The organism is Phyllobacterium sp. SL163, assembly GCF_049896885.1.
GTDB lineage: Bacteria > Pseudomonadota > Alphaproteobacteria > Rhizobiales > Rhizobiaceae > Phyllobacterium > Phyllobacterium calauticae.
Genome location: NZ_JAFCVE010000009.1, coordinates 103,876 through 119,251 on the forward strand (window position 1 = coordinate 103,876; position 15,376 = coordinate 119,251).

Sequence of the window (15,376 nt, forward strand, 5' to 3'; positions counted from 1 at the left end):
GCCCTTAAATCGACCACGAGCTTTGATCGTAATTGAAGATGATGCCGTGCTCGACCAGCAGCTTTTCCACCTCCGAGGCAAGTGCCTCCGTCGTGCGGCCGACCGTGTGCAGATGCAGTTCCGGATTCTCCGGCGCTTCATAGGGCGAGTCGACGCCGGTGAAATTCTTGATCTCGCCGCGCAGTGCCTTGGCGTAGAGCCCCTTCGGGTCACGCCGCGCGCATTCCTCGAACGGCGTATCGACGAAGATTTCGAGGAACTCGCCATCGGCCAGCAACTCGCGCACCATGCGGCGCTCCGAACGGAACGGCGAAATGAACGAGACCAGCACGATCAGGCCCGCATCCACCATCAGCTTGGCCATCTCACCGACGCGGCGGATGTTTTCCACCCGGTCCTCTTCGGTGAAGCCAAGGTCGCGGTTGAGCCCATGGCGCACATTGTCGCCATCGAGAATATAGGTGTGCTTGCCGAGCGACGACAGGCGTTTTTCAACGAGATTGGCGACCGTCGACTTGCCCGAACCGGACAGGCCCGTGAACCATATCACCGCCGGCTTCTGGTTCTTCTGGTCGGCGCGCGATGCCTTGCTGACATCCAGCGCCTGCCAATGCACGTTCGATGCGCGGCGCAGGCCGAAATCGATCATGCCGGCGCCGACCGTCGCATTGGTCAGACGGTCGATCAGTATGAACGACCCGGTCGAGCGGTTCGACTTGTAGGGGTCGAAGGCAATCGGCTCCTGCGTTGAAATATTGACAACGCCGACCTCATTCAGGTCAAGCGATTTGGCCGCTTCCTGGGCGAAGCTGTTGATATCGATTCGGTATTTGAGATCGGTGATCGTGGCTGTCGCCTGATCGGTCTCCGTGCGCAGGATATAGGAACGGCCGGGGATCAGCGCATGTTCGGCAAACCAGACGAGATGCGCGGCAAACTGGTCCGCCACCTCGGGCCGGGCACCGGGTGCCACCAGCATGTTGCCGCGCGATACCTCGACCTCGTCCTCCAGCACCAGCGTGACCGCCTGCCCTTCGACAGCCCGGTCAAGGTCGCCGTCCAGCGTCACCACACGCTTGACCCGCGAGGACTTGCCTGATTTGGCGACGACCACCTCGTCTCCCGGTGACACGACACCGGAGGCGATGGTGCCGGAGAAGCCGCGGAAGTCGAGATTGGGCCGGTTGACATATTGCACCGGGAACCGGAACGGGCGCTCCTCATCCGCATCGGCAAGCGGCACGTCTTCGAGATGTTCGAGCAGCGCCGGGCCCTTGTACCAGGGCATGTTGGCGGAGGCGGAAATCACATTGTCGCCGAAGCGGGCCGAAAGCGGAATGGGCTGGATCGACTGGAAACCGAGCTTGCCGGCAAAGTCCTGGTAGTCGGCGACAATCCTGTCAAAAATGGTCTGGGAGTAATCGACGAGATCGATCTTGTTGATGGCCAGAACGATGTTGCGGATGCCGAGCAGCGAGGCGATGAAACTGTGGCGGCGTGTCTGCCGCAGGATACCCTGCCGCGCGTCGACAAGCACGATGGCAAGATCGGCGGTGGAGGCACCGGTCGCCATGTTGCGGGTATATTGCTCGTGGCCGGGCGTGTCGGCGACGATGAACTTGCGCTTGGGCGTGGAGAAGAAGCGGTAGGCGACATCGATGGTGATGCCCTGCTCGCGCTCGGCTTCAAGACCATCGACCAGCAGCGCAAAATCGATATCCTCGCCATTGGTGCCATGTTTGCGGCTGTCGTTCTGCAGGGCGGCCAGCTGATCCTCGAAGATCAGCTTGGTGTCGTAGAGCAGACGGCCGATCAGCGTCGACTTGCCGTCATCGACCGAACCGCAGGTGAGAAAGCGCAGCAGCGACTTCTTTTCCTGTTCGGCCATGTAAGCGCGGATTTCCTCGGCGGCGGAAGCCTCGATCGGGGCAACGGTGTTCATCAGAAATAGCCCTCGCGCTTCTTCTTCTCCATCGAACCGGCTTCATCCTTGTCGATCATGCGGCCCTGCCGTTCGGAGGTGCGGGCGATCAGCATTTCGCTGACGATTTCCGGCAAGGTCACCGCATCGGATTCAATCGCACCGGTCAAGGGATAGCATCCGAGCGTGCGAAAGCGAACAAGCTTCTCCTGCAGCTTTTCGCCGGGCAGCAGCTGCATGCGTTCGTCATCGCGCATGATCAGCATGCCGTCGCGCTCCACCACCGGCCGCTTGGCGGCGTAGTAGAGCGGAACGATCGGGATGTTCTCCTGCAGGATGTACTGCCAGACGTCGAGCTCGGTCCAGTTAGAGATCGGGAAAACGCGGATGGATTCGCCCTTGGCGACCCGCGTGTTGTAGATCTTCCACATTTCCGGGCGCTGGTTCTTCGGGTCCCAGGAATGCTGCGCGTTGCGGAAGGAGAAAATGCGCTCCTTGGCCCGCGACTTCTCTTCGTCGCGCCGCGCGCCGCCGAAGGCCGCGTCGAAGCCGTATTTGTCAAGCGCCTGCCGCAGGGCGACAGTCTTCATGATATGGGTATGGGTGTTCGATCCATGCACGAAGGGGCTGATGCCCTGGTCGATGCCATCCTGGTTGCTGTGCAGCAGCAGGTCGAAGCCGAGACGTTTCGCTTCTGAATCACGAAACGCGATCATCTCCTTGAATTTCCACGTGGTATCCACATGCAGGAACGGAAACGGCGGTTTGGCCGGATAAAAGGCCTTCATCGCCAGATGCAGCATCACGGAGGAATCCTTGCCGATCGAATACAGCATCACCGGCTTGGTGAATGTTGCGGCAACCTCGCGGAAAATATGGATCGCTTCGGCTTCAAGACGCTGAAGGTGCGTCAGGCTCTTGGTCATGAAAATCACTGTCCACTGTTTTTCGGCGTCTTACGATGTGCCGATACGAGCGGCAACCATAGTGGAACGCGTCGCCGGAAGAAAAGGATGGTTTCACAACCCGGGGCAAATTCGCGCCAATTTATTGCTGCCGCAACAATGAATGAAAGAACTTCATTCCAGCGAAGCGGAATGCGGGAGTCCGGCTTTTTTAAAAATGCGGATCCGTGGAAAATTGATCCACTCTGATTTCCGCTACCCGGCCGTGTCTTCCCTCACGTTTTGCGTCGTTGAAATGCGGCCAAACGTCTACGACTTTAGTCTAACAATGCGATTGACCAGGATCAGCAACTCTCATAGATGGACTGGCACTTTAACAATTTTTTCCGCTGGAATAGTTCATGGATATTTGCACCTTCTGGTATGGCCCGCGCCTTCGGGAGGTGGACCGGGTCTGTCTGGCATCGATGGTGATGACCGGACAGCGGGTGAAACTCTACGCGTTCGACGAGATCGCAAACCTTCCCAAGGGCATCGAGATTTGCGATGCGGCGCCGATACTGGACAAAAAATATCTTCGGCGCATCGACCCGGATTTTCCCGATATCGAGAATGCCGGCCACGTCGTATCCCAGTTCAGCGACCTGTTTCGCGTCACATTGATGAAGAAACAGCAGGGCCTTTGGCTCGATACCGACATATATCTGATGAAGCAGTTTCATCCGGCGACTGACAAGCCTTACCTCGCCCGGGAAAACCACTTCCGCCTCGGCGTATCGGCGATGTACCTGCCGCCGGACAATCCCGTCATCGGCGAGTTCGACGCCTATATGGAAGGAACAGTCGTGGTTCCGCCATGGCTGGGCTTTCGCCGCCGCGTCATGCGCCCCGCATGGTTCCGCATGACCGGACAGAAGGTAACCCCGGCCACCATTGGCATCACGGCCTTCGCCAATGACGGCATTTCGCGCATGGCCAAGCGTTACGGTTTCTTCAAGGATGCCGCGCCGAAGGAAAATTTCTACTACTGGACGGCGCGCGATGCCTTGCGGATCTTTGACCCGGCTTATGGACTGGAACCGCTCGACCATCCGGATTTCATCGGCTTCCACGTCCACAAGAAAGACCCGACCAACCAGCCGCTTGTTCCCGGCAGTTTTTACCACTGGGCTGCCAACCGCGTCGCGGATTATCTGTAAGGTTCTGCAGGCAGCGTTCCGTTCGCAGCAGCCCGCCCATCTCTTGAATGAAACGTTTCATGTTGACAAATCCGTGATCTTCGGGCTCCTATTGAGCTGAGACGCCGCTATTGCGCCCGCGCAATGAAACGTTTCATCGCCATGTTGGAGGACGTGGCAAACCGCTGAACGTCTTTTGTCATTCTGGGAGGAATACAATGAAATTCGCACGTTTTATTGCCGCCAGCCTTCTGGCCGGCACGCTCGCCATGCCTGCAGTTAGCTATGCCGCCGACAAGCCCGTCGTCGGGCTTGTGATGAAATCCCTTGCCAATGAATTCTTCAAGAACATGCTCGAGGGCGCAAAGGCCCACGAGGCCAAGCGCGGCGACTACACGCTGAAAGCCGTCGGCATGCAGTCCGAGACCGATGTCGAGACGCAGATCAATGCCATCGAGAGCTTCATCACCCAAAAGGTCGATGCCATCGTTGTTGCCCCGTCCGATTCCCGCGCGCTCGTTCCGCCGATCAAGCGTGCCGTGGATGCCGGTATCACTGTCGTCAATTTCGACGTGGCGCTCGATGACAAGGCCAAGCAGGAGGCAGGCCTGAAGCTCGCCTTTGTCGGCCCGGACAACCGCGAAGGCGCCAAGATGGCCGGCGATGCGCTCGCCAAAAAGCTCGGTGCAGGCGCCAAGGTGGTCATCATCGAAGGCAATCCCGGCGCCGACAATGCGGCCCAGCGCAAGCTCGGCTTCATGGACTCCGTCAAGGCGGGCAAGCTCGACCTGCTCGACTCGCGCACCGCCCACTGGGAAACCGAAGAAGCCAACACCGTATTCTCCAACATGCTGACAGCCCATCCGGATATCCAGGGCGTGATGGCAGCCAATGACTCCATGGTTCTCGGCGTCGTCAAGGCCATCGAAGCGGCTGGTAAAACAGGCAAGATCGAAGTCGTCGGTTTTGACAACATCCCGGCTGTCCAGCCGCTGCTGAAGGAAAAGAAGCTGCTTGCCACAGTCGACCAGTTCGGCCAGCAGATGGCCGCCAACGCCATCGACAAGGCGCTTGGCGTCGTGGCCGGCGGCAAGCCGCTCGAAGGCTGGGTCAAGACCGACATCAAGCTCGTGACATCGGACGAGGTGAAGTAACGCGGGGTAAACCGCGGCTGTGTCTGGTTCGGCACAGCCGCCAACCGGGTCGATGATCATGGAAAACACTGACATGGCAGGCGCAGCCGCTCCGGCACCGGCTGGTGCTGGTGCAGGGCCGGTGCTCGAACTCTCGGGCGTCAAGAAACGCTTCGGCGGCGTTGTCGCCCTCAACGGCGTCAGCTTTTCGCTGCGCCCCGGCGAGGTGCATGCGCTGGTCGGTGAAAATGGTGCGGGCAAGTCAACGCTGATCAAGATCCTGTGCGGGATCATCCAGCGGGATGCCGGGGAGATCACACTCGACGGCGGGACCTATGATCCGCACACGCCGGGCGATGCGAAGAAGGCCGGCATTCAGGTCGTCCACCAGGAATTCAACCTGCTGCCCTACCTCTCGGTTGCCGAAAACATCTGCTTTGAGGACATGCCGCGCAAGGCGTTCGGCATGGTTGATTACCCGATTCTCTACGCAAAAGCCCGCAAGGCGCTCGATGCCATCGGGCTGGGGGATGTCGATGTGCGCCGCCCGGTGGAATCCCTCGGTGTGGCGCACCGCCAGCTGGTGGAAATCGCCCGCGCGCTGATGGGCGAAAGCCGCATTCTCATTCTCGACGAGCCGACCGCAACCCTGACGGCGCGCGAGACCGAACGGCTGTTCCAGATCATCGCCGCCCTGAAGGCTAAGGGCGTTGCTGTCGTGTTTGTCTCACACCACCTCAACGAGGTTTTCTCCATCTGTGATCGGGTCACGGTCCTGCGCAACGGCGAATCCGTCATGACGGCGGATATTGCGGGAACGACGACCGATCAGCTGGTTACCAACATGGTCGGGCGCCAGCTTGCTGCCGCCATGGCCGCCGCGCGCGATCTCGACACGAGCGGCCGCACCGCGCTTTCCCTGCGCAACCTGCGCCATCCCGCCTCCCCGCACGCGGAAGGCGTTTCGTTCGATCTGCATTACGGTGAAATCCTCGGCATCGCCGGACTGGTCGGCTCCGGCCGCACCGAACTGCTCCGCTCGATCTTCGCCGCCGACCTGCCGCTGTCCGGCACGATTGAACGCGACGGCCAGCCGCGCCACTACCGCAATCCCAAACAGGCCATTCGTGACGGCATCGGCTTCGTCACGGAAGACCGCAAGGAGGAAGGCCTGATCCTCGGCATGGCAATTGCGGCCAATGTCACGCTAGCAAGCCTGCGCAAGGTTTCGCGGCTCGGCCTTCTTGACAAACGCGAGGAAACCCGGCTGACGCGCGCGCTCGGCGGCGAGATCAAGCTGAAATATGGTGACACCGCCGATGCGGTCTCCACCCTGTCGGGCGGGAACCAGCAAAAGGTCGTCCTGGCCAAATGGCTGGCAAATGACCCGAAGATCCTGCTGCTCGACGAGCCGACACGCGGCGTTGATGTGGGCGCCAAGGCCGAAATCTACGCGCTGTTGCGCGGCCTTTCGGAAAAGGGGCTGGCGCTGCTCATCGTCTCCTCGGAACTGCCCGAGCTCATCACCCTCAGCGACCGCATCCTCGTCATGTCGAAACACCGCATTGCCGGTGAAGTGGCACGCGCGGACTTTTCCGAAGAGCGCATTTTGAACTTTGCCTACAAGGACGAACGCAACCATGGACACCACTGATTTGACCACGGCGCAGGCGGGCAGCAAAACCATCGCCACAACGACCAAGACCGTGCTGCGCGAAGCGGGCATCGGCATCGCGCTCATCGCGCTGATCATCGTGTTTTCCTTCACGCCGCACTTCCTGTCCTCCAGCAATGTCACCAATATCCTGACGCAGGTGACGATCAATCTGGTGCTTTCCATCGGCATGACCTTCGTCATCCTCATCGGCGGCATCGATCTCTCGGTGGGCTCCGTCCTGTCCTTCTGCGCCGTTGTGGCTGGTACGGTGATGACGCTGCCGGGGCTCGATCCCGCTGTTGCCGTGTTCCTCGCCACCATCAGCGCCATCGTGGCCGGTATTGCCTTCGGCCTCCTCAACGGCCTGATCAGCGCCTGGTGGGCGATCCCCTCCTTCATCGTCACGCTGGGCACGCTCAACATTGCCCGCGGCGCGGCACTGCAGGTCACCAATGCATCGACCATCTATTCCTTCCCGGCCGCCTTCAACGCCTTCGGCTCGCAGACCTTCTACGGCATTCCGCTCCTGTTCCTGATTGCGCTGGTGCTGGTGGCAATCGGCTGGTTCGTGCTGACCAAGACCGTGTTCGGCCGCGTGCTCTACGGCATCGGCAACAATGAGGAAGCGGCCCGCCTCGCCGGCCACAACGTGTTCTTCTACAAGGTGGCTGCATTCACCATCTGCGGCGTTCTCGTCGGCATCGGCGCGATCATCTACATGGCCCGCCTGAACATCGCCAGCCCGATCATCGGCATCGGCTTCGAGCTCAATGCCATTGCCGCTGTCATCATCGGCGGCACCAGCCTGAGCGGCGGACGCGGCAGCATTGTCGGCACCCTGCTCGGCGCCTGCATCATCGGCGTGCTCGCCAACGGCCTCATCCTGCTTGGTCTCAGCGATTTCATGCGCCAGATGATCACCGGATTTGTGATTATCCTTGCAGTAATCCTTGACAAATATCGTGAAAGATTGACGAAAGCATAGGGATATATGGAGTTGCCGGCTTCACACGGCACCCGCAACAGGTCAGGCATGGGAAGATGGTCAACATCAAGGATGTAGCAGCACGGGCCAATGTTTCCGTCGGCACTGTTTCACGCGTTCTGGCGAAGAACGAGACCGTCGGCAAGGAACTGCGCGAACTGGTGGAAGCCACCATTCGCGAGCTGAATTTCCGGCCGAACGGCGTCGCGCGCGGTCTGCGCCGCAGCCGCACGGACATGATCGGCCTCGTCATTCCCGATATCACCAACCCGTTCTTTGCCGAACTGGCAAAACATGTGGAGGCGATTGCCTCGCAGGCCGGTTTCTCGGTGCTGTTGTCGATCACCAATGACGATCCGAAGATCGAACTGGCGCAGATCGACAGCCTGCTCAAAAGCTATCCCACCGGCCTCATCGTCGTGCCGACGCAGTTCGGTGCCTCAAAGGGCTGGAGCAGCGACGTGGCGACGGTTGCCGTCGACCGGCGCTTTACCGGATTGCCGCTCATTTCCGTCAATCACTACCGCGGAGCAGCGCTTGCCGCTGCGCATCTCGTGGCGCTCGGCCATGAGCGTATCGCCTATATCGCCGGTTCCGCCGATGCGCCGGTTTCGCGCGAACGGCGCGCCGGCTTCCTCAACATGCTTGGCACGGCAGGCGTGCGCTGCGAGGCGGTTGAGGGCCATTTCGACTATGCGTCGGGCGAAACACTCGGGCGCTTCCTGCTCGACCGTCCGCCGCATGAGCGCCCGACCGCCATTGCCACGGCCAGCGACCAGCAGGCCATCGGTCTTCTGCGCGCCGCCAGCGATCTCGACCTCAAAGTGCCGGACGACGTGTCGATCATCGGGTTCGACGATATTCCGCTGGCCAATCTGGTGACGCCGCGCCTGACCACGATCAGCCAGCCCGTCGAGCAGATCGCCGCGCGGGCGTTTGCCGCCATCACGGGTACCGACAACGGGCCTTTGCAGGATGATTATCTCGAGGCAACGCTGGTGGTGCGCGGTTCGACGGCGCCGCCGCGCCGGGACGTCTGAAGGCGTTGGGTGGTGCGTGGTTCGACAAGCTCACCATGAGGGAAGTGGTCTGGTGCACGGTTGATCACAAACGCTGCAGAACATAGTTTCCTGCAGCTCGTTCCATCCCTCATGGTGAGCTTGTCGAACCACGCACCACGCTTAGTGCAACGGCAACAAAAGATTTCAGGCTGCGTCCGGCGCAATCACGCCCTTGGTCAGGATGAAGCAGCCGTAAAAACGCCGCTCGCCGGTGGCGATGACGCAATAGGCATTCTTGGCGTGCTCGTAGAAGGCCATGCGGTCGATCGAGACCATCGGCCAGTGCTTGCCTTCGGCGGCATCGATTTCCGCCTGCAGTTCCTTCTGCACATCCGGAATCTCATCGGGGCTGCCGACGATTTCCATGCGCGCGGCGGCGTCATCGATGAAGGTATCGAGCGGCATGACCGAAAGAATGGCCCTGGCGGCGCGCGGCGCGCTCACATTATCGATCCGCAGCAGGCGGCCGAGACGGGTCTGCCGGCCGACGGAATCGCCGGGGAAATTCGTATCGCAAATGACCAGACGGTCGCCGTGCCCCATGGACTTCAGCGCATAGAGGACATCGGCATTCAGCAGCGGATCGAGATTTTTCAGCACGGTTGGTTCCTCATTCTTGCGGGTATTGGCCTTAAGCCCTGTTGGCAGCGACGAAGGCCTCGAACTCCGCCGTCGTCGCGTAGGATTTCTGCGTGCCCGGACGCGTGATCGAATCCGCCGCATAAAGCGCCGCCTTCTGCAGCGACGCTTCCAGCTCCTTGGTCTCGACGTAGAAGCGGGCAAAGCTGCCGATGAAGGCATCGCCGGCACCGGTCGTGTCCTTCGGCTTGACCTTGACCGGTTCGATCATGGTCGACTTGTCGGCGGTGATCAGCCGCGCACCGCGCGAGCCGAGCGTGACGATCACGGTGCGGATACCCTGGGTGATCAGCGCATGGGCCGCCTGTTCGATCTGTTCGTCGGTATCGGTCGGCATGCCGGTCAGTAAGGCCAACTCGCTCTCGTTCGGCACCACGAAGGTGACTTTGGCAACCTTCGCGGCATCCAGATCGGGCGCGGCAGGGGCAGGATTGAGGATGGTCTCGATACCGTGTTTCTCGGCGAAGGCGGCGGTGTAGTAGACCGTCTCCAGCGGCACTTCCAGCTGCATCAGGATCAGGTCGCATTGCTTCAGGTCTTCGGCGGCCGCATCGATATCGGCGGGCTTGAGATCATTGTTCGCGCCCTTGATGATCAGGATCGAATTCTCGCCCGACTCGTCGACAAAAATCGGTGCAACGCCGCTCGACTGCCCGGCCACCATGCCGACATGGCTGATATCGATGCCGTTGTTGCGCAGATTGTCGATGGTGCTCTGGCCGAACACGTCATCGCCCACCTTGGTGACCATCATCACGTCGGCATCAAGCCGGGCGGCGGCCACGGCCTGATTGGCACCCTTGCCGCCGAACCCCATGGCGAATGCCGGTGCTTCCAGAGTTTCGCCGGGCGCCGGCATGCGGATGATCGACGTGACGAGATCGGTCATGTTGCTGCCAACGACTGCAATGCGACGAGCCATATTATGTTCCTTGCCTTATCCGTAGTGTTTGAAATTGCTCTATATCAATGACTTCACGAAAGAAACATGCCCCTACCTGTCGCTGTTCCTGAAAGCGTTGAGCGCGATGACCAGCAGCAGGAAACCACCCCAGATGAAGTCGATCAGGTGGTTGGAAAAACGCAGGATCTGGAAGCCGGAAGACAGCAGCATCAGCGCGATCAGGGCAATCGAAACTCCGAGCACCCTGCCCTTACCGCCAGCCGGATTGGTACCGCCCAGCACGGCAATCAGGATGGCCTGCAGGAGATAGGATGCGCCGTAATCGGACTTGGCTGCGTTGGTCCGGCCCGACAGGATGATCCCGGCAATGGCCGCGAGCAGCCCCGTCATCATGTAGGAGTAGAAAATCATCCGGTCCTTGCGCAGACCGGCAAAGATCGCGGCGCGCGGATTGGTACCGATCAGCATCAGGTTGACGCCGAGCGTGGTGCGCGTCAGCAGGACAGCGACGGCACCCGCAACGATGACAAACAGAATGAACGGGGTGGCAATGCCCAGAATCTTGCCGTTGCCGATGAAATTCCACGCATCCGGGAAGCCGACAATCGCCGGGCCGCCAGTGAGGACCACGGCAAGGCCGGTAAAGATCTGCCCGGTGCCCAGCGTCGCCAGGATCGGCGTGATGCGCAGTTTCGAGATGAGGAAACCGTTGAGCACCCCGGCGAGAAGGCCGATGGCGAGCGCCATCAGGACGCCGATGCCGGTATAAAGCAGCACCATGCCGGTGGACTGGCTGGTTCCGACAATCACCGAATGGAAGAACACACCGGCGAGGATGCCGGCGAGATTGGCAATGCCCACCACCGAAAGGTCGATGCCGCCGGTCAGCATGGCGATCATCATGGCAATGGCGAGGATGCCCAGTTCCGGCATGATGTAGGTGATGGATTCAAAGTTGTAGTAGCGCAGGAACTTGTCCGGGTTGAGATAGGACATCAGCGCGAAGACGAGCACGGTGATGACGAGCAGTTGCAGGATGTTGCGATCCTGTCCGAAAATGCGCTTGGCGAATGAGCTGTTTTGCATGATGACGTTCCCTGCTCTCACACCAGTTTCTTGCGGTCACGCCAGGCGGTCAGCGCTGTCGCAACGATAATGATCAGGCCGACGACGACGCGCTGCCACGTGGTGTCGACCTTCATGATGATCAGGCTGTTCTTGACCATGACAAGCATGAACACCCCGAGCAGCGTGCCCATGACGCTGCCGCGTCCGCCGAAGATCGACGCGCCGCCAAGCACGACGGCGGCGATGACATCGAGTTCGAGTCCGGCGAAATCACGCGGATTGGCGAGCCAGATCATCGAGCCGTGCAGGAGACCGGCAAAACCAGCCAGCGCCCCGGCAAAGCAATAAACGAAGAACAGCGTGCGGCGGGTGTTGAAGCCGACACGGCTCGCCGCTTCCGGCGCGCCGCCCAACGCAAAGATGCTGCGCCCCGCCATGGTGTAGCGCAGGAAAAGGTGGGTGACGAGGGCAAGGCCGAGATAGATCAGGATCATCGCCGTCAGGCCGAAATTGGTGCCGGTGGCCGAGGTCAGACTGACCAGATCGGTCTTGGCGAACGCGATCAGCTGCTGGGGCATCTTGTCGATGTTGATGACGCTGGTGCCGACAAGGCCAAGCAGCAAGCCGCGCACCACACTGCCGGTGCCCAGCGTGACGATCAGCGGGATCATCCGGAACGTGTGGATGAAAAACGCATTGAACGCGCCGAGAAACAGGCCGATCAGCGTCGCCGCGACGAAGGGCAGAAACACGCCCTCATAGCCCATATAGATCATCAGCTTGATGGTCAGGTACATGGCCGCGGCGGCAAAGGCGGTGAACGACACGTCGATGCCGCCCGAGATCATCACCACGAGAACACCGAGCGCCATGATGCCGATGATGACATTGCTGCGCAGGAGCCCGAACAGGTTGTCCAGCGACCAGAAGGCCGGGTTGATCAGTCCAATGATGATCATGGCGGCAAAAAGGATGCACGCGATGATGAATTCCGATCGGCGAAACAGAGTCATTTCAAGGCCTTCAGGCGGTCGTTTAGAGTGTCTTCATCCAAAGCATCAGGTCCGACTTCATCGACGAAACGGCCGCGATGCATGATGATGACGCGGTTGCAGTTCTGCACAAGCTCGGGCACATCGTCGGATATCATCAAAACGGCAAGGCCATCCTGGGTGGCGAGATCGCGGATCTTGCGATGAATCTGCGCCTTGGAACCGACATCGACACCAACCGTCGGGCCGTTGAGGATGAGTACCCGCGCCCCGGTCAACAGCCAGCGCGCCAGAACCACGCGCTGCTGATTGCCGCCGGAGAGATGGTTGACGGGCGTATAGGGTCCGGGCGCGGCAATCTGCATGGCACCGAACATGGCGGTGGTGGCCTTTGCCGTCTTCTTGCGGTCGATGAACAGGCCCCGGACAAAATTGTCGAGCGATGTCGCCAGCATGTTGCGCTCGATCGACTGGGTCAGGAACAGGCCTTCCGTCAGCCGGTCTTCCGGCACATAGGCCAGGCCGCTGGCAATGGCCTCCTGCACGGTCTTCGGATGCACGCTGGTGCCGTCGATCTTGACGGTTCCGGTGAACTTGGGATGCATGCCGAACAGCGCCAGGGCCAGTTCCGTGCGGCCGGAGCCGATGAGGCCGGACAGGCCGACAATCTCGCCCGCATGCAATGTCAGGTTGATGTCATCGAGGCTGCCGGCAATGCTGAGATTGCGCACGTCGAGACGCGGCAGCGTATCGCCCTTTGTCGGCTGCCAGCGATAGACCTGATCGGTCAGGTCATGACCGGTCATGGCGCGGGTGATCGCAGGCTCATCGAAATCGCTGATCGGGCCTTCGGCGGCCTTCTTGCCGTTGCGCAGGACCGTCAGCCGTTCGCTGATCTCCAGCATTTCGCGCATCTTGTGACTGACGAACAGCACGGCGATGCCCTGCGCCTGAATATCGCGCACGATGCGGAACAGCGCATCGACCTCATGCCGGGTCAGCGCCGTCGTCGGCTCATCCATGATGATCAGGCGCGCATCGGCCATGACCGCACGGGCGATCGCCACGATCTGCTTGCCGGATGTCGGCAGTGTCTCGACATCGGCATCGAGGTCCATCGTCACGCCGAGCCGGGCAAGCGCCCTTTCGGCGAGCTCACGCACACGGCGCCAGTTGACGGTGCGTTTGCCTTCGAGAAGCAGCGTGTTCAACGCCAGATTTTCAGCGACGGTCAGATTTCCGAACAGGGAAAAATCCTGATAGATGACCTGAATGCCATGCTGCACCGACTGGGCAGGCGTCATGCCGGAGACCGGCTTGCCATCGATCAGGATTTCACCATCGGTCGGCTGGTAAACACCGGCCATGATCTTGATGATCGTCGATTTGCCGGAACCGTTCTCTCCGGCGAGACAGTGGATTTCACCAGGCTTGATCGAGAGCGAGACAGCATCCAGCGCCACAAGGCCGCCAAAGCGCTTGCCGATATTTTTCAGTTCCAGAAGGTGTTCGCTCATGTGTTTCCTTTTACCCCCCTCTGGGCTGCCGCCCATCTCCCCCACAAGGGGGGAGATCAGCCTTCACTACTGTATCGATCATTTCTGAAATGTTGCAAAGTAAGTGAGAGAGTTGATGGCAATGTGATCTCCCCCCTCGTGGGGGAGATGTCCGGCAGGACAGAGGGGGGTGAGTGTTCCCTTAGAAGTTGTAATCGCCCATATTGGCGGAGGTTACGCCAACCCAGCCTGCACCATAGAGCAGGTTTGGCTTGGATGCATCGGGAACGAGCAGGCTGTTGTAGCCGGGCAGGCCCAGATCAAGACCGGCCTTGATCTCGCCGTTCTTCTTTTCCAGCGCCATGACGGCCAGTTCGTTCATGGCGTAACCGGCAACGGCCGGATCCCAGAACTGGATGTACTGGATGTCGCCATTCTTGAGGTATTGGCCCGCAACGGAAACCAGACCGGTACCGGCAAAGAAGACCTTGCCCTTCAGACCGCCTTCGGCGATCAGACGGCCAGCGCCGGCGGAGGTCGGCATGGGCGCACCCAGGATGCCCTTGACATCCGGATAGGTGGTCATGGCTTCCTTCAGCTTGGTGTAATCCTGGTTGGCATCGTCATAGGTTTCCAGACGCTCTGTTGCCAGGGACATGTCCGGGAAATTCTTCTTCTGGTATTCGATGGCACCATCAATCCAGTCCATCTGCGACTTCGAGGTCAGGCTGCCGACGGTGGCGAGATACTTGCCCTTGCCGCCCATATCCTTGGCCAGAACTTCCATCAGCTTCGCGCCGTAGGCCTTGTTGTCGAAGGCTTCGAGCTCATAATCGACATTGACGATGTTGGAGGCTTCGTGCGCGATGACGACGATACCGCGATCGCGCGCCTTCTTCAGAACCGGTTCGACCGCTTCCACCGAGAACGGCACGATGCAGATGGCATCGACGCCCTGCGCGATCAGATTTTCAACGATCTGCACCTGCGCCGCGGCATCGGCCTGGCTCGGGCCGACCATCCACGCGTCTGCGCCGGTTTCCGCCTTGAACTGTGCAACGCCGGTGCGCATGCGGTCGAACCAGGCGATGCCGTCGACCTTGACGACCGTGGCAATCGAATAGGTCTTGCCGCTGGCGGAGGTGACGTATTCCTTCTTCACCTTGGATGTATCGACGGCGCTGTCGGCCATGGCCGGTGCGGCCAGTGCCGCAACGATGGCGAGTGATGCGAGCAGTTTCTTCACAGGTTTATCCTCCCTTGGTTTTGCCTTGTATTTTCCCGGCTGTGCGCGAAGCGCCCACCCTGAAATCCTTCTCATGTCGCGGAAAATGCCTTGGCCTGACGATGCACATCAAAACCGGCTCGCCCTCGATGGGTGCCGCGGTAAGATGCCAAAAACTGTCCGATCAATTTGCGCCCGAGATTCTCCCAAAC

13 protein-coding genes are annotated in these 15,376 nt (G+C 60.2%); 5 read left to right on the forward strand and 8 right to left on the reverse strand.

Features of this window, described 5'->3' with window-relative positions; all coding sequences use genetic code 11:
• Positions 1–4: 4 nt before the first annotated feature.
• Both cysN and cysD read right to left on the reverse strand, forming a co-directional pair.
• Positions 5–1,942: a sulfate adenylyltransferase subunit CysN gene (gene cysN, locus ACP7B1_RS20040; RefSeq protein ID WP_426137216.1), complete on the reverse strand. Its 1,938-nt coding sequence runs from the start codon at positions 1,940–1,942 to the stop codon at positions 5–7.
• Positions 1,942–2,847: a sulfate adenylyltransferase subunit CysD gene (gene cysD, locus ACP7B1_RS20045; RefSeq protein WP_223611473.1), complete on the reverse strand. Its 906-nt coding sequence runs from the start codon at positions 2,845–2,847 to the stop codon at positions 1,942–1,944. The genes cysN and cysD overlap by 1 nt, the downstream gene beginning before the upstream one ends.
• A gap of 380 nt (positions 2,848–3,227) precedes the next feature.
• On the opposite strand from cysD, the gene ACP7B1_RS20050 reads away from it, so the two are divergent.
• The 5 genes from ACP7B1_RS20050 to ACP7B1_RS20070 all read left to right on the forward strand — a co-directional run bounded on the left by ACP7B1_RS20050 (position 3,228) and on the right by ACP7B1_RS20070 (position 8,819).
• Complete coding sequence (locus ACP7B1_RS20050; RefSeq protein ID WP_346305206.1) at positions 3,228–4,025, forward strand: hypothetical protein; 798 nt, start codon at positions 3,228–3,230, stop codon at positions 4,023–4,025.
• Positions 4,026–4,222: 197 nt separating this feature from the next.
• Positions 4,223–5,158 (forward strand): sugar ABC transporter substrate-binding protein, encoded by a 936-nt coding sequence (locus ACP7B1_RS20055; protein ID WP_346305205.1) that lies wholly within the window; start codon positions 4,223–4,225, stop codon positions 5,156–5,158.
• A 73-nt stretch (positions 5,159–5,231) separates the two neighbouring features.
• A complete protein-coding gene (locus tag ACP7B1_RS20060) occupies positions 5,232–6,791 on the forward strand; it encodes a sugar ABC transporter ATP-binding protein (RefSeq protein ID WP_426137217.1) in 1,560 nt (519 codons plus the stop codon).
• Positions 6,778–7,779, forward strand: coding sequence for an ABC transporter permease (locus ACP7B1_RS20065; protein ID WP_346305203.1), 1,002 nt, complete (start codon positions 6,778–6,780; stop codon positions 7,777–7,779). Before ACP7B1_RS20060 ends, ACP7B1_RS20065 begins: the two co-directional genes overlap by 14 nt.
• A gap of 56 nt (positions 7,780–7,835) precedes the next feature.
• Positions 7,836–8,819 carry a LacI family DNA-binding transcriptional regulator gene (locus tag ACP7B1_RS20070; RefSeq protein ID WP_346305202.1) on the forward strand — a complete coding sequence of 328 codons (984 nt, stop codon included), beginning with the start codon at positions 7,836–7,838 and terminating at the stop codon, positions 8,817–8,819.
• 165 nt (positions 8,820–8,984) lie between these two features.
• On the opposite strand, the gene ACP7B1_RS20075 is transcribed toward ACP7B1_RS20070, so the two are convergent.
• The 6 genes from ACP7B1_RS20075 to ACP7B1_RS20100 all read right to left on the reverse strand — a co-directional run bounded on the left by ACP7B1_RS20075 (position 8,985) and on the right by ACP7B1_RS20100 (position 15,185).
• Positions 8,985–9,440 (reverse strand): RbsD/FucU family protein, encoded by a 456-nt coding sequence (locus ACP7B1_RS20075; protein ID WP_346305210.1) that lies wholly within the window; start codon positions 9,438–9,440, stop codon positions 8,985–8,987.
• Between the two features lie 31 nt (positions 9,441–9,471).
• Entirely contained in the window at positions 9,472–10,401 is a 930-nt protein-coding gene (gene rbsK, locus ACP7B1_RS20080) for a ribokinase (RefSeq protein ID WP_346305211.1), read from the reverse strand.
• A gap of 72 nt (positions 10,402–10,473) precedes the next feature.
• Positions 10,474–11,469, reverse strand: a complete 996-nt coding sequence (locus ACP7B1_RS20085) for an ABC transporter permease (RefSeq protein ID WP_130268883.1) — start codon at positions 11,467–11,469, stop codon at positions 10,474–10,476.
• A gap of 17 nt (positions 11,470–11,486) precedes the next feature.
• Positions 11,487–12,464 carry an ABC transporter permease gene (locus ACP7B1_RS20090; RefSeq protein ID WP_288192851.1) on the reverse strand — a complete coding sequence of 326 codons (978 nt, stop codon included), beginning with the start codon at positions 12,462–12,464 and terminating at the stop codon, positions 11,487–11,489.
• Entirely contained in the window at positions 12,461–13,960 is a 1,500-nt protein-coding gene (locus tag ACP7B1_RS20095) for a sugar ABC transporter ATP-binding protein (protein WP_346305213.1), read from the reverse strand. Before ACP7B1_RS20095 ends, ACP7B1_RS20090 begins: the two co-directional genes overlap by 4 nt.
• Before the next feature lie 181 nt (positions 13,961–14,141).
• Positions 14,142–15,185: an autoinducer 2 ABC transporter substrate-binding protein gene (locus ACP7B1_RS20100; protein WP_223611483.1), complete on the reverse strand. Its 1,044-nt coding sequence runs from the start codon at positions 15,183–15,185 to the stop codon at positions 14,142–14,144.
• Between the last annotated feature and the right edge of the window lie 191 nt (positions 15,186–15,376).

Excerpts from the sequence above, each read along its gene's own strand:
- ACP7B1_RS20085 (WP_130268883.1), bottom strand. The coding sequence starts at position 11,469 with ATGCAAAACAGCTCATTCGCCAAGCGCATTTTCGGACAGGATCGCAAC.
- cysN (WP_426137216.1), bottom strand. The coding sequence starts at position 1,942 with ATGAACACCGTTGCCCCGATCGAGGCTTCCGCCGCCGAGGAAATCCGC.
- rbsK (WP_346305211.1), bottom strand. The coding sequence starts at position 10,401 with ATGGCTCGTCGCATTGCAGTCGTTGGCAGCAACATGACCGATCTCGTC.
- ACP7B1_RS20070 (WP_346305202.1), top strand. The coding sequence starts at position 7,836 with ATGGTCAACATCAAGGATGTAGCAGCACGGGCCAATGTTTCCGTCGGC.
- ACP7B1_RS20090 (WP_288192851.1), bottom strand. The coding sequence starts at position 12,464 with ATGACTCTGTTTCGCCGATCGGAATTCATCATCGCGTGCATCCTTTTT.
- ACP7B1_RS20050 (WP_346305206.1), top strand. The coding sequence starts at position 3,228 with ATGGATATTTGCACCTTCTGGTATGGCCCGCGCCTTCGGGAGGTGGAC.
- ACP7B1_RS20055 (WP_346305205.1), top strand. The coding sequence starts at position 4,223 with ATGAAATTCGCACGTTTTATTGCCGCCAGCCTTCTGGCCGGCACGCTC.
- ACP7B1_RS20060 (WP_426137217.1), top strand. The coding sequence starts at position 5,232 with ATGGCAGGCGCAGCCGCTCCGGCACCGGCTGGTGCTGGTGCAGGGCCG.
- ACP7B1_RS20095 (WP_346305213.1), bottom strand. The coding sequence starts at position 13,960 with ATGAGCGAACACCTTCTGGAACTGAAAAATATCGGCAAGCGCTTTGGC.
- ACP7B1_RS20065 (WP_346305203.1), top strand. The coding sequence starts at position 6,778 with ATGGACACCACTGATTTGACCACGGCGCAGGCGGGCAGCAAAACCATC.
- cysD (WP_223611473.1), bottom strand. The coding sequence starts at position 2,847 with ATGACCAAGAGCCTGACGCACCTTCAGCGTCTTGAAGCCGAAGCGATC.